Here is a 14,203-nt window from a genome sequence, read left to right on the forward strand (position 1 = left end):
CCGGCACGCGGGGGCGGTCTACGACTGCTCCTGCTCGCCGGCGCGGCGGCCGACCCACAGCCGTCGCGCGCGCGTGAGCACCCCCGGACCGGACGGGGCCCTGCCCAGGTGTCCCTGCACCCTCGGGTCGTCCGTGACGGCGTACCGCTTCACGTACGCCCCCAGGAACGCCTGGAGCGTGGCCACCGCCGGAATGGCGATCAGCGCGCCGACCGCGCCCAGCAGGGCGGTGCCCGCGATGACCGAGCCGAAAGCGACCGCCGGGTGGATGTCGACGGTCCTCGCGGTCAGCTTGGGCTGGAGCATGTAGTTCTCGAACTGCTGGTAGATCACGACGAAGACCAGCACCCAGACCGCGTACCAGGGATTGACGGTGAACGCGATCAGCATCGGCAGCGCGCCCGCGAGGTAGGTGCCGATGGTCGGGATGAACTGCGAGACCAGACCCACCCAGACCCCGAGCACGGGCGCATACGGTACGCCCATGGCCTCGAGCAGGACGTAGTGCGCGATCCCGGAGATGAGTGCCATGAGGCCGCGCGAGTAGAGGTAGCCGCCCGTCTTGTCGACGGCGATCTCCCAGGCGCGCAGCACCTCGGCCTGGCGCGCGGGCGGCAGGACGGAGCACAGGGCGCGGCGCAGCCGGGGGCCGTCCGCGGCGAAGTAGAACGAGAACAGGGCGACCGTGAGCAGCCGGAAGAGGCCGCCGAGCACCTGGGCGGACACGTCGAGGACACCGGCCGCGCTGTTCTGGACGTACTTGCGCAACCAGCTGGAGTGGAGCAGGCCCTCCTGGATGTCCACCCGCTTGAGGTCCGTGCGGAAGGTGTGGTTGATCCAGTTGATCAACGAGTCGAGGTATTCCGGGAAACCCTCGACCATCTTGATGATCTGACCGGCCAGCATCGACCCGAGCAGGGTGACGAACCCGGCGGTGACGATCGTCAGGCCGAGGAAGACCAGGAAGGTGGCGAGCCCCCTGCGCATGCCCCGGGCCGCCATCCGGCTCACCGCCGGCTCGATCGCGAGGGCCAGGAAGAACGCGATCAATATGTTGATCAGGAGTCCGGTCAGCTGGTGGAAGGCCCAGCTGCCGAACTGGAACGCGGCGATCAGCGCGAGCGCGAGCACCATGGCCCGGGGCAGCCAGCGCGGCATCCTGCCGCCCGGTGCGACGGCGTCGGAGAGCGGGGGCCGGCGGGGCCGGGTCGCGGCGGCCGGTGCCGCCTGCCGGGCGGACGGCTCGCCGTCCTCGGCGGTGGGTGCCATGGGGTCCTCGTCAGTCGGTGCCACGCGCCCAGTCTCGCCGACGCCACCGGCAACCCGTGCCCACCCGCGTCCTTCGTGACGGATCGGTGCCGTACCGGCACCTTTTCCGGAAGACAAAAAAGGACTTTCCGGAACGGGAGGGCGTGCGACCGCTCGTCCGGCACACCAGGTGCGCGGCGCGTCAGTGCCGCTCGCCCGGGACGTCCATCACGGCGCAGACCACGCGCCACACCTCCTTGGCGTCCCAGCCCGCGTCCAGCGCCTCGTTCACCGTGCGTCCGCCCAGCTCGGACATCACGTGATCGCGCGCGAAGGTTTCGGCGTACCCCGATCCGAAGTGTTCCGCCATCCGCTGCCAGAAGACCGTCAACCGCATGCCCACAGTATCCCGCCCACGGGGGGTGGGCCCGCCCGGGAGTGCCTGCCGGGACCGCTTCGCGCCCTACGGTCTGACCCATGGCAGTTTCAGGAGTATCCCCGCTCCCCTCCACGCCCCCGGCGCGCTCTCCGCTCTTCCGCGCCGAACAGTTCGTGTGGCTCACCGCGCGCGTGCTGGAGCAGCGCCTGTTCGCTTACCACTTCCTGCACGGCGGCCCGGAGGCGGTGGAAACGGCACTGGACGCCTACCGCAACGAGGACGGCGGATACGGACACGCGCTGGAGCCCGACCTGCGCGGACCGGTCAGCCAGCCCCTGCACACCGCGCACGCGCTGCGGGTGCTGGACGCCGTCGGGCGCTGCGGCGGGCAGCGGGTGGAGCGCGTGTGCCGCTATCTGACCTCCGTCTCCACCCCGGACGGCGCCCTTCCGGTGGTCCACCCCGGCCAGCGCGGTTACCCGACGGCGCCGTTCGTCCCGGTCGTCGACGATCCGCCCAGCGAGCTGCTGTCCACCGGCCCGGTGGTCGGACTGCTGCACCGCAACGAGGTGTGGCACGCCTGGCTGTTCCGGGCCACCGACTACTGCTGGCAGGCGGTGGAATCGCTGGAGAAGTCCCACCCCTACGAGGTGGCGGCCGCCGTGGCGTTCCTGGACTCCGCTCCCGACCGCCCGCGCGCGGAGGCCGCCGCCGACCGGCTGGGCCGCCTGGTGCGGGAGCAGCGGCTCGCGGCACTGGACCCGGACCGGCTCGGCGCGTTCCCGGTCGCGCCCGGCTACGCCCCCGGCGAGCACCACTTCCCGCACGACTTCGCCCGGAGCCCGGACTCCCTCGCGCGCGCGTGGTTCACCGACGAGGAGATGACGCGCTCGCTGGACCACCTGGCGGCCGAGCAGCGGGAGGACGGCGGCTGGCCGGTCACCTGGCGCCGGTGGGCACCGGCGCCCGCGCTGGAGGCGCGCTCCCTGGTGACGATCGAGGCGCTGCGCACCCTGCGGGCCCACGGCCGCTTCGTGGGCTGAGCCGCCGCCGCGCCGCGCCCCGGGCCGCCCCGTCAGGGACGGCCGGCGGGCTCCGTCCGCCTCACCCGCCGATGGCCCTTACGCCCACGGTCACCGCCCGCCACCGGCCCCGCTCCCCTGCCACCGGCCCCTTGCTCCGCCGGCCCGCCTCGCCCGCCTCGCCCGCCACCAGCCCGCCACCAGCCCGGCCCGGCCCCCGCGATCAACCCCGCTCCGTCGGCCCGCCTCCCCCGCCACTCCACCAGCCGGTCCGGTCGGGAGGCCGGTGTCCGTCCTGTTTGCCCAGGTCAGGGCAATTGTCAGTGGGCGGGTGCAGGATGGACGCATGGTCAGTTCCGCACACCGAGCCCTGGACGGCTTCTCCCCCGCGACCCGCGGCTGGTTCACGGGGGCCTTCTCCGCGCCCACCGCCGCCCAGGCGGGCGCGTGGCAGGCCATCGGCGAGGGCTCGGACGTGCTGGTGGTCGCCCCGACCGGCTCCGGCAAGACGCTGGCCGCGTTCCTCGCCGCGCTGGACCAGCTGGCCTCCGCCCCGCCCCCGGCCGACCCGAGGAAGCGCTGCCGGGTGCTGTACGTGTCCCCGCTGAAGGCGCTGGCGGTCGACGTCGAGCGCAATCTGCGCAGCCCGCTGACCGGCATCCGCCAGGAGTCCGTGCGCCTGGGGCTGCCCGAGCCGGAGGTCCGGGTCGGCATCCGCTCCGGCGACACCCCGGCCGCCGAGCGCCGCGCCCTGTCCACGCGCCCGCCGGACATCCTGATCACCACCCCCGAGTCGCTGTTCCTGATGCTGACGTCGGCCATGCGCGACGCGCTCACGGGCGTGGAGACGGTGATCCTGGACGAGGTGCACGCGGTGGCGGGCACCAAGCGCGGCGCCCACCTCGCGCTCTCCCTGGAGCGGCTGGACGAGCTGCTGCCGAAGCCGGCCCGCCGGATCGGGCTGTCGGCGACCGTGCGCCCGGTGGACGAGGTGGCCCGCTATCTGTCCCCGCGCCGCAAGGTGGAGATCGTCCAGCCGGAGTCCGGCAAGGAGTTCGACCTCTCCGTGGTCGTCCCGGTCGAGGACATGGGCGAGCTGGGCGGCTCCCCGGCGGCCGACGCCGCCGAGGGAGCGGAGCGGCCGTCGATCTGGCCGCAGGTGGAGGAGCGGATCGCCGACCTGGTCCAGTCCCACCGGTCGACGATCGTCTTCGCCAACTCCCGCCGGCTGGCCGAGCGGCTGTGCAACCGGCTCAACGAGATCGCGTACGAGCGCGCCACCGACGAGACCCTGGAGGAGCACCATTCCCCGGCGCAGCTGATGGGCGGTTCGGGCGCGGCGCAGGGCGCGCCCGCGGTGATCGCCCGGGCGCACCACGGCTCGGTCTCCAAGGAGCAGCGCGCCCTGGTGGAGGAGGACCTGAAGGCCGGCCGGCTGCCCGCGGTGGTGGCCACCTCCAGCCTCGAGCTGGGCATCGACATGGGTGCCGTCGATCTCGTCGTGCAGGTGGAGTCCCCGCCCTCGGTCGCCTCCGGACTCCAGCGCGTGGGCCGCGCGGGGCACCAGGTCGGCGCCGTCTCCACGGGTGTCGTCTTCCCGAAGTACCGGGGTGACCTCGTCCAGGCGGCCGTGGTGACCGAGCGGATGCGCTCGGGCGCCATCGAGTCGCTGAAGGTGCCGGCGAACCCGCTGGACGTGCTCGCGCAGCAGCTGGTCGCCATGACGGCGCTGGACACCTGGCAGTTCGACGACCTGCTGGCCGTGGTCCGCCGCGCGGCCCCGTTCGCCTCGCTGCCCGACTCGGCGTTCACGGCGGTGCTGGACATGCTCGCGGGCCGCTATCCGTCGGACGCGTTCGCGGAGCTGCGCCCGCGTGTGGTGTGGGACCGCGTGACCGGCGACATCACCGGCCGCCCGGGCGCCCAGCGCCTCGCCGTCACCTCCGGCGGCACGATCCCGGACCGCGGACTGTTCGGGGTCTTCCTCGCCGGCTCCGACCCCAAGAAGGGCGGCGGCCGGGTCGGTGAGCTGGACGAGGAGATGGTCTACGAGTCCCGGGTGGGCGACGTCTTCACGCTGGGCACGAGTTCCTGGCGGATCGAGGACATCACCCGCGACCGCGTCCTGGTCTCGCCCGCGCCGGGCGTGCCGGGCCGGCTGCCCTTCTGGAAGGGCGACCAGCTGGGCCGTCCGCTGGAGCTGGGCCGCGCGGTGGGCGCGTTCCTGCGCGAGGTCGGCTCGCTGCCCAAGGACGACGCGCGGCTGCGGCTGCTGACGGCCGGGCTGGACGCGTGGGCGGCGGACAACGTGCTGTCGTACCTGGACGAGCAGCGCGAGGCGTGCGGCCATGTCCCGGACGACCGCACGATCGTCGTGGAGCGGTTCCGGGACGAGCTGGGCGACTGGCGGGTGGTCGTCCACTCCCCCTTCGGCGCCCAGGTGCACGCACCCTGGGCGCTCGCCCTGGGCGCCCGGCTGTCGGAGCGGTACGGCATGGACGCACAGGTCATGCACGCCGACGACGGCATCGTGCTGCGACTGCCCGACGCCGATCTGATGGGTCTGGACCTGCTCGACCGGGAGCCCGCGAAGGTGGGCACCGAGTACGACGGGGAGCGGGCGCCGGTCGGCGCGGCGGACGTCGCGTTCGACAAGGGCGAGGTCGACCAGATCGTCACCGACCAGGTCGGTGGTTCGGCGCTGTTCGCTTCCCGGTTCCGCGAGTGCGCCGCACGCGCGCTGCTGCTGCCGCGCCGCAGCCCCGGCAAGCGCACCCCGCTGTGGCAGCAGCGCCAGCGGGCGGCCCAGCTGCTCCAGGTGGCCAGCGAGTTCGGCTCGTTCCCGATCGTGCTGGAGGCGGTCCGCGAATGCCTCCAGGACGTCTTCGACGTTCCCGGGCTGACCGAGCTGATGGGCGACATCGAGTCCCGCAGGGTGCGGCTGGTGGAGGTCACCACCCCGGAGCCGTCCCCGTTCGCCCGCTCCCTGCTCTTCGGCTACGTCGCGCAGTTCCTGTACGAGGGCGACTCCCCGCTGGCCGAGCGCCGCGCGGCCGCGCTGTCCCTGGACTCGCGCCTGCTGGCCGAGCTGCTGGGCCAGGCGGAGCTGCGCGAACTGCTCGACGCGGAGGTGCTGACCGAGCTGGAGCGGGAACTCCAGTGGCTCACCGAGGACCGCCGGGTCAAGGACGTCGAGGGCGTCGCCGACGTGCTCCGCCTGCTCGGCCCGCTGACCGACGCCGAACTGGTCGCGCGGGGCGCGGACGCGCAGTGGGCGCGGGAACTGGCCGGGGCGCGCCGGGCCATCAAGGTCCGGATCGCGGGCGTGGACCACTGGGCGGCCGTGGAGGACGCCGGCCGGCTGCGCGACGCGCTCGGCACGGCGCTGCCGGTCGGTGTCCCGGAGGCGTTCACCGAGCCGGTCAAGGATCCGCTGGGCGACCTCCTCGCGCGCTATGCCCGTACGCACGGCCCGTTCACCTCGGCGACGGCGGCGGCCCGGTTCGGGCTGGGCGTGGCGGTCACCGAGGGTGCGCTCCAGCGGCTGGCCGCGGCCGGCCGGATCGTACAGGGCGAGTTCCACCCGGCCGGGATCGGCCAGGAGTGGTGCGACGCCGCCGTGCTGCGCCGACTGCGCCGCCGCTCCCTGGCAGCGCTGCGACACGAGTTGGAGCCCGTGCCGCCCGCCGCGCTCGCGCAGTTCCTGCCGCAGTGGCAGCACATCGGCAAGGGCCATGGGCTGCGCGGCATCGACGGCCTGGTGCGCGCCGTCGAGCAGTTGCAGGGCGCCTCGGTACCGGCCTCCGCGCTGGAGAAGCTGGTGCTGCCCTCCCGCGTGGCGAACTACACGCCCTCGATGCTGGACGAGCTGACCGCCGCGGGCGAGGTGGTGTGGGCCGGGGCTGGCTCCCTGCCCGGCAAGGACGGCTGGGTCTCGCTCCTCCTGGCGGACGCGGCCCCGCTGCTGCTCCCGGCACCGCACCCGCTGGAGCTGACCGCGCTCCACCAGTCGGTCCTGGACGCCCTCTCCGGCGGCTACGGCCTGTTCTTCCGGCAGATCGCCGACCAGGTCCGCGCCACCACGCACCCCGAGGCCACCGACCCCCAGCTGGCCGACGCGCTCTGGGACCTCGCCTGGTCGGGCCGGCTCACCAACGACACGCTCGCGCCGATGCGGGCCCTGCTGGGCTCCGGTCGTACGGCGGGCTCGACCGCGCACCGCGCCAAGCGCGCCGTACCGCGCGGGCGCTACGGCTCCCTGACGGCCGCCGCGCGCACCGCCTCCCGCACGGGTCCGCCGACCGTCGCCGGCCGCTGGTCGCTGCTGCCCGCGGCCGAGCCGGACGTCACCGTGCGGGCGCACGCGCTGGCCCGGACGCTGCTGGACCGGCACGGCGTGGTCACCCGGGGCGCGGTCGCCGCGGAGGGCGTCGAAGGCGGTTTCTCGGCGGTGTACCGGGTGCTGTCCGTGTTCGAGGAGAGCGGTCAGGCCCGGCGGGGGTACGTGGTCGAGGGACTGGGCGCGGCGCAGTTCGCGATGGACGGCGCGGTGGACCGGCTCCGCGCGGTGGCGAACGCCCGTGAGCGGGCCGAGGGCCTGCCCGGACCGGTCCGTCCGAACGGCTTCGGTGTCCCGGGGACCGCGAACGGCTTCGCCGGCCAGGGGTTCCCGGACCCGTTCGACACGACGGTCACCGCCGGCACCGCGCACGGCCATGCTCCCCCCGGCCCCTTCGACGGGGCGGACCCCGGTCTTCCCCACCCCGGCCCGGACGGCGACTTCACCTGGCCGCCGGACGACCACTCCGCCGCCGGCGCGGGTACCTCCCCGCGCGACCTCGCCGACCCGTTCGCCTCCCCCGGCTACGGCGGCCCCCGCGGCGGCGGCACCTCCTACGGTTCGTCCGCCTCGTACGGTCCGGCCGGCCGTAGCCCCGGACAGGGCTACGGCCGCGCGGGCTCCGCCGCGCCCGATCCCCGCGCCGTGGTCCTCGCCGCGGCCGACCCCGCCAACGCCTACGGTTCCGCGCTGCCCTGGCCCGAGCCGCCGACCGGTGCCGGGCACAAGCCGGGCCGCAAGGCGGGTTCACTGGTGGTCCTAGTGGAGGGCGAGCTGACGCTCTACATGGAGCGCGGCGGCAAGACGCTGTTGGCCTGGCCCACCACACCGGACACCGCCGCGGCGGACGACCCCCGGCTGCGGACGGCCGCCGAGGCGCTGGCCGCGGCGGCCCGCGCGGGTTCGCTGGGCACGGTCACGGTCGAGCGGATCAACGGCGCCCAGGCGCTGACCTCCCCGGCCGGTGCCCTGCTGGAGGCGGCGGGCTTCGTGGCGACTCCGCGCGGTCTGCGCCTGAGAGCGTGACCGGCACCGGGCCACAACCCGCGCTGCCGGACACCTCACGGGCACAGCCACCGGCCCCGCACCCCGCACTCGCGGCCCGGGGCGCCGGCTTCCCCTCGTCACCCGTCACCGTGGCAGGCTTGACGCATGCCCGAAGGTGACACGGTCTGGCAGGCCGCGCGGCGGTTGCACGAGGCCCTCGCGGGCAAGGCGCTGACCCGCAGCGACTTCCGCGTGCCCCAGTACGCGACGGTGGACCTGACCGGCCGCAGGGTGCTCGACACGATCCCGCGCGGCAAACACCTGCTGACCCGGTTCGAGGGCGGCCTGAGCCTGCACACCCACCTGCGCATGGAGGGCGCGTGGAAGGTGTACGGCCCGGGCGAGCGCTGGCGGGGAGGACCGGCCCACCAGATCCGGTTGATCCTCGGTGCCGCCGACCGTACCGCCGTCGGCTACCGCCTCCAGGTCCTGGAGCTGCTGCGCACGGCCGAGGAGGAACGGGTCGTCGGCCACCTCGGCCCCGACCTGCTCGGCCCGGACTGGAATCCCGAGCGCGCCCTGGCCAACGTCCTCGCCGATCCCGCCCGCCAGCTCGGCGAGGCCCTGCTGGACCAGCGCAATCTGGCCGGCATCGGCAACGTCTACAAGAGCGAGTTGTGCTTCCTGCTCGGTGTGACCCCCTGGCTGCCGGTCGGCGCGCTCCCCGGGGACCGCGCCGAGAAGCTGCCCGGCCTGGCCAAGCGGCTCCTGGAGGCGAACCGCGACCGCCCGGTCCGGCAGACCACCGGCCTGCCCCGGTACGACCTGTTCGTCTACGGCCGCGCGCCCCGGCCATGCCTGCGCTGCCGCACCCCGGTCCGGGTGGCCGACCAGAGCGACGGCTCCCAGGAGCGCCCCACCTACTGGTGCCCCACCTGCCAGACGGGTCCCGCGCCCGCGCCCGACTCCCCCCAGCGCTGGCGCGACCGCTACCCCCGCCGCACCGACTGAGCACCCGCCGGCCCGCACCCCACCCGGTCCGCGGCGGCCCGGGCACGGTCCGGCCGCCGACCTGAACCCCGCCCCGTCAATTGACGGACCGTCAGAAACGCTCGTACGGTCCCCCCATGCCCCCCACCGCGTACGACCTCGGCGGGCGTACCGCCTTCGTCACCGGAGCCGCCGGCGGCATCGGACGGGCCTCCGCCGTACTGCTCGCCGAGGCGGGCGCGACGGTGCACTGCGCCGACCTGGACGCGGACGGCCTGGACGGTACGGCCGCACTGATCAAGGAGCGCGGCGGCACGGCCCGTCCGCACGTCCTGGACGTCACCGACCGCCCCCGGCTCGCCCGGGCGGTCCGCTCCTGCGGGCGTCTGGACGTGCCGGCCGCGATCGCCGGGATCATGCACAGCAGCCCGGTGCTGGAGACCCGGGACGAGGATCTGGACCGGGTGCTGAACGTCAACTTCAAGGCGGCGCTGTACGCCTGCCAGGAGGCGGCCCGGCTGATGCTGGCCCACGGGACCCGCGGCAGTATCGTCACCATGGCCTCCGGCGCGGTCGACACCGGTGGAGCGGGACTGCTCTGCTACGGCGCGGCGAAGGCAGCCGTGGTGCAACTGACCAGGACGCCGGCCACCGAGGTGGGACCGCGCGGTATCAGGGTCAACGCGATCGCGCCGGGCTGGATCCGCACGCCCATGACCGACCGCCACGACCGCGCGGCACAGGCGCACACCGAGGCCGTGATGACCCGGATGACGCCGCTGGGCCGGGCCGGTGAACCGGACGACGTCGCGCACGCGGTGCCGTACCTGGCGTCGGATGCCTCGGGATTCACGACGGGCCAGATACTCCGCCCGAACGGGGGCGTGGCGATGCCCTGGTGAGGCTCCCGGCCCGCCAGGCAGCCCCCCAGCGCCCCGTCCGCACGGCCCCGGCCGCACGCGTCTCGGGCGCACAGTGCACGGGCAGCACGCTCAGCCCCCAGCCGCCGAGCGCGACGGCACCTTCCACCGCGGCCGAGCCCGTGCCGGTGGCGAGCCGCAGCACGGCCCACCACCACACCACCCCCAGCCCCAGCGCCGTCCCCCGGCGCACTATCCGCCCCACCATGCCCGCCATCACCTCCAGCCGGACGCTAGACCGTCAGACGTCCCGCGCGGGAGGCGCATCACGGGCTCACCGGTGCAACGCCGGACCACGCGGCGCACGGAACGCCGGGTCCCTCCGGCCGCCGGCCACCTCCGTCACGCGTTCTCCGCCTGGAACATCCAGTGGTGCTTCTCCAGATCGGCGGTGATCCCGATGAAGATGTCCTGGGAGACGGGGTCCGGTCCTCCGGTCGCGTCCACCCGCTCCCGCATCCGGCCGATGGCCGCGCCCAGCGCGTCCACCATCGCCGAGACCGCGTCCGTGTCCTTGATCCACCCCGCCGGAGTGGTCTTGAGGCCGCTGCCCGAGGCCACCGTGGCGGCGCGGCCGTCGGGCGGCACGCCCAGCGCCGACGCCCGTTCGGCCACCGTGTCCGAGTGGGTGCGGGCGGAGGCGACGACCTCGTCCAGTTGGAGGTGGAGGGAGCGGAAGCGGGGGCCGACGATGTTCCAGTGGATCTGCTTGGCGGCCAGGGAGAGGTCGACCAGGTCGACGAGCGCCCCCTGGAGCGCCTCGGACACGGTCTTCAGGTCCGCGTCGGCCAACGGGCTCTTCACGACGTACATCCGCTTCCTCCGGTGTTCGGCGCCGTCATGTCACTCTCACGATGACCGCACCACCCGAATGCGGCAAACGGGAGTTACCCGGACACGCACCGACGCCGGCACAGAAGAAGCCCCGGCCGGGCCCGCCCAGGTGTCCCTGGGAAGCCGTCCGGGGCTTCCATCGTCTCGGGTTGTCAGACCGCGCGCGCGAACCTCAGGCGGCGACCACGTCCACCGCTTCCGCGGGCGCCTTGATGGTCACCCGTTCCGGTGGCACGCCGGTCACCGACACGGAACCCAGCATCGGCCGGACCGACGCGGGCACGGGCCCGGTGGCCGTGGCGGACTGGGCCAGTTCGGCGAGCGCGAGTTCGTCGCTCACCTCTCGCATGAGTTCCGACATCCGTACGTCCAGCGCGTCGCAGATGGCGGAGAGCAGCTCGGAGGAAGCCTCCTTCTGCCCCCGCTCCACCTCGGAGAGATAGCCGAGTGAGACTCGGGCGGACGAGGAGACTTCGCGCAGAGTACGGCCCTGGCGTTGGCGCTGCCGACGCAGCACGTCACCCAGCAGGCGACGGAGCAGAATCATCGGTGGCTCCCTCCTCGGACCGCGTAGCCGCATCCTTCTCGCCCCACCGTACCGCCTTGCGCCGCGGCCGTGCGGGGAGCGATGTCGTGTTCACTCAGGGCTGCAAACATCAAAACCCCCCGTTCCGTTCCGTATCCTGTGCCCGCTCATTCCCGGTCTGTTCGCCCGCGAGCCGCTCCAGAAGCACTGTGAGCACGCTCCGTACACTCTCCATACGAATTTCCGCACGGCTGCCGTTCAACCGCAGAGCCTCGACTTTTCCGCCACCGGCAGAACCGGACCGGGCGGTGGAAGACCCGTCGACGGCGACGAAGACCGTCCCGACGGGCTTGCCGTCCTGCGGATCGGGGCCGGCGACCCCGGTGGTCGCGATGCCCCAGTCGGCTCCCAGAGCCTTCCGGACTCCGGCCGCCATCTGGGCCGCGACCTGCGGATCCACTGCTCCGCGCTGGGCCAGCAGGGTGGCGTCGACACCCAGCAGCTCGTGTTTCAACTCGGTGGCGTAGGCGGTGACCGAGCCCCGGAACACCCGGGACGCCCCGGGTACCCCGGTGATCTCCGCCGCTACCAGGCCACCGGTCAACGACTCCGCGACGGCGAGGGTCTCGCCCCTCACGGTCAGTAGTCGCACCAGTTCGGTGGCCCGGGAGCTCACGCTTCCTTCCCCTCCAACGCCGCCGCACGCTCGGCCATTCCCTGCCGACGCAGCACAATGGCTTGTCTGATGTAGTCGAGACCCGTCGCGACCGTGAGGACGACCGCCACGGCCATCACCCAGAACCTCAGGGTGGCCAGCCATCCCGTCAGTGCCAGGACGTACATCCCGACGGCCACGCCCTGGGTGAGCGTCTTCAGCTTGCCGCCGCGGCTGGCGGGGATCACGCCGTAGCGGATGACGAGGAAACGCAGCAGGGTGATGCCGAGTTCCCGGCCGAGGATCACGGCCGTGACCCACCACGGCAGATCGCCGAGGCCCGACAGACAGATGAGCGCCGCCCCCATGATCGCCTTGTCGGCGATGGGGTCGGCGATCTTCCCGAAGTCCGTGACCAGGTTGTAGGTGCGCGCCAGATGCCCGTCGAACAGGTCGGTGATCATGGCGACGGCGAAGGACGCCCAGGCCAGCGAGCGCCAGGCCGGGTCGTAGCCGCCGTCCGCCAGCATCAGCGCCACGAAGCCGGGCACCAGGAGCAGCCGGAGCATGGTCAGCAGATTGGCGACGTTCCAGACGCTCGCCTGGTTGACGGCCGCCGCAGCGATCTTCCCGCCGCGGGCCGGCTTCACGCCCTCGCCCGCTGCGTCGGCGGCGGAACCGGAGACCTCGGACGCCACGCCGTCGGCCGCGGCGGCGGACCCCCGGGGGCCCGGCGCGCCGGAGGAGCCGCCCGCGGCGGATGCCGGGACTCCGGTCATCTGCCCGCCTCCTCACTACACGCGAGCGAGCCGGTCAGCGGCTCGGCGACCAGGTCGACACCTTCCGTGCCGACCACCTTCGCCTCGACCATACGTCCGACACTCAGGCCCGCGCCGCTCGTGAGCAGCACCTGGCCGTCGGTCTCCGGCGCCTGGTGCGCGGCACGGCCGTGGACGCCCTCCTCCTCGTCCACCGACTCCACCAGGACCCGCACGGTCTCGCCCAGGCGCTCCTCGGCGCGCTGCGAGACGAGCACCTCGGCGAGCCGGGAGATGTGCGCGAGACGCTCGGCGACGACGTCCTCGTCCAGCTTCTTCTCGTAACCCGCCGCTTCCGTGCCCTCCTCGTCGGAGTAGCCGAAGACTCCGATGGCGTCCAGCCGGGCGCCGTTCAGGAAGCGCTCCAGCTCGGCCAGGTCGGACTCGCTCTCGCCGGGGAAGCCGACGATGAAGTTGGAGCGCACCCCGGCCTGGGGCGCCTTGCTCCGGATGGTGTCGAGCAGCTCCAGGAACCGGTCGGTGTCGCCGAAGCGGCGCATGGCGCGCAGCACGTCGGGCGCGGAGTGCTGGAAGGACAGGTCGAAGTACGGGGCGACCTTGGGGGTCGAGGTCAGTACGTCGATGAGGCCCGGACGCATCTCGGCCGGCTGGAGGTAGCTCACCCGCACCCGCTCGATGCCGTCGACCGCGGCCAGCTCCGGCAGCAGGGACTCCAGCAGGCGGATGTCGCCGAGGTCCTTGCCGTAGGAGGTGTTGTTCTCGGAGACCAGCATGATCTCCTTCACGCCCTGCTCGGCGAGCCAGCGGGTCTCGTTGAGGACGTCGCTGGGGCGGCGGGAGATGAAGGAGCCGCGGAAGGAGGGGATGGCGCAGAAGGAGCAGCGCCGGTCGCAGCCGGAGGCGACCTTGACCGAGGCGACCGGGGAGCCGCCCAGCCGGCGGCGCAGCGGCGCGCGGGGGCCGGAGGCGGGCGCGATGCCCTCCGGGAGGTCGGCCGGGGCGTGTCCGGGCAGGGCCACCGACGCGGCCGACTCCTGGCGCTCGGCCGGGCTGATCGGCAGCAGCTTGCGCCGGTCGCGCGGGGTGTGGGAGGCGTGGATGCCACCGGACAGGATGGTCTGGAGACGGTCGGAGATGTCCGTGTAGTCGTCGAAGCCGAGCACGCCGTCGGCCTCGGGCAGCGCCTCGGCCAGTTCCTTGCCGTACCGCTCGGCCATGCAGCCCACCGCCACGACGGCCTGGGTTCTCCCGTGGCCCTTGAGGTCGTTGGCCTCCAGCAGGGCGTCGACGGAGTCCTTCTTGGCGGCCTCCACGAAGCCACAGGTGTTGACCACGGCGACGTCGGCGTCCGCGGCGTCCTCGACGAGCTGCCAGCCGTCCGCCTCCAAACGGCCTGCGAGCTCCTCGGAATCCACCTCGTTACGGGCGCAGCCGAGAGTGACCAGTGCGACGGTACGGCGTTCAGGCATGGGCTCAAGACTACTTTGTCTCACTGACGGCCCACGTCGACGGGGGTTGGCCGAC

Annotated in this window: 11 protein-coding genes; 4 read left to right on the forward strand and 7 right to left on the reverse strand. The window is 73.5% G+C overall.

The features are described 5' to 3' along the window. Positions 1 to 18: 18 nt before the first annotated feature. Together IF37_RS0115950 and IF37_RS0115955 are read right to left on the reverse strand one after the other, a co-directional pair. Positions 19 to 1,269 carry an AI-2E family transporter gene (locus IF37_RS0115950; protein WP_173456842.1) on the reverse strand — a complete coding sequence of 417 codons (1,251 nt, stop codon included), beginning with the start codon at positions 1,267 to 1,269 and terminating at the stop codon, positions 19 to 21. A 181-nt stretch (positions 1,270 to 1,450) separates the two neighbouring features. Continuing rightward, positions 1,451 to 1,645, reverse strand: coding sequence for a DUF3046 domain-containing protein (locus IF37_RS0115955; RefSeq protein ID WP_030742434.1), 195 nt, complete (start codon positions 1,643 to 1,645; stop codon positions 1,451 to 1,453). A gap of 80 nt (positions 1,646 to 1,725) precedes the next feature. Here IF37_RS0115955 and IF37_RS0115960 point away from each other — a divergent pair, with 80 nt between their 5' ends. The 4 genes from IF37_RS0115960 (at position 1,726) to IF37_RS0115975 (ending at position 9,867) form a co-directional block, all read left to right on the forward strand. Beyond that, positions 1,726 to 2,670, forward strand: a complete 945-nt coding sequence (locus IF37_RS0115960) for a hypothetical protein (protein WP_030742436.1) — start codon at positions 1,726 to 1,728, stop codon at positions 2,668 to 2,670. 325 nt (positions 2,671 to 2,995) lie between these two features. Next, positions 2,996 to 8,014, forward strand: coding sequence for an ATP-dependent helicase (locus tag IF37_RS0115965; protein WP_030742440.1), 5,019 nt, complete (start codon positions 2,996 to 2,998; stop codon positions 8,012 to 8,014). 126 nt (positions 8,015 to 8,140) lie between these two features. Continuing rightward, complete coding sequence (locus IF37_RS0115970; RefSeq protein WP_030742442.1) at positions 8,141 to 8,986, forward strand: Fpg/Nei family DNA glycosylase; 846 nt, start codon at positions 8,141 to 8,143, stop codon at positions 8,984 to 8,986. Between the two features lie 116 nt (positions 8,987 to 9,102). Then, positions 9,103 to 9,867 (forward strand): SDR family NAD(P)-dependent oxidoreductase, encoded by a 765-nt coding sequence (locus IF37_RS0115975; RefSeq protein ID WP_030742443.1) that lies wholly within the window; start codon positions 9,103 to 9,105, stop codon positions 9,865 to 9,867. Between the two features lie 360 nt (positions 9,868 to 10,227). On the opposite strand, the gene IF37_RS0115980 is transcribed toward IF37_RS0115975, so the two are convergent. The 5 genes from IF37_RS0115980 to rimO all read right to left on the reverse strand — a co-directional run bounded on the left by IF37_RS0115980 (position 10,228) and on the right by rimO (position 14,148). Continuing rightward, complete coding sequence (locus IF37_RS0115980) at positions 10,228 to 10,698, reverse strand: Dps family protein (protein ID WP_030742444.1); 471 nt, start codon at positions 10,696 to 10,698, stop codon at positions 10,228 to 10,230. 193 nt (positions 10,699 to 10,891) lie between these two features. Next, positions 10,892 to 11,266 carry a helix-turn-helix domain-containing protein gene (locus tag IF37_RS0115985; protein ID WP_030742446.1) on the reverse strand — a complete coding sequence of 125 codons (375 nt, stop codon included), beginning with the start codon at positions 11,264 to 11,266 and terminating at the stop codon, positions 10,892 to 10,894. 109 nt (positions 11,267 to 11,375) lie between these two features. Next, the gene (locus tag IF37_RS0115990) at positions 11,376 to 11,921 is read right to left on the reverse strand and encodes a CinA family protein (protein ID WP_030742448.1); all 546 of its coding nucleotides are present in this window, start codon (positions 11,919 to 11,921) and stop codon (positions 11,376 to 11,378) included. Further along, on the reverse strand, positions 11,918 to 12,679 hold the full coding sequence (pgsA, locus tag IF37_RS0115995) for a CDP-diacylglycerol--glycerol-3-phosphate 3-phosphatidyltransferase (RefSeq protein WP_030742449.1): 762 nt from the start codon (positions 12,677 to 12,679) through the stop codon (positions 11,918 to 11,920). The genes IF37_RS0115990 and pgsA overlap by 4 nt, the downstream gene beginning before the upstream one ends. Continuing rightward, a complete protein-coding gene (gene rimO, locus IF37_RS0116000) occupies positions 12,676 to 14,148 on the reverse strand; it encodes a 30S ribosomal protein S12 methylthiotransferase RimO (protein ID WP_079165765.1) in 1,473 nt (490 codons plus the stop codon). The genes pgsA and rimO overlap by 4 nt, the downstream gene beginning before the upstream one ends. Positions 14,149 to 14,203: the final 55 nt, after the last annotated feature.

The organism is Streptomyces sp. NRRL S-31 (genome assembly GCF_000718775.1).
GTDB lineage: Bacteria > Actinomycetota > Actinomycetes > Streptomycetales > Streptomycetaceae > Streptomyces.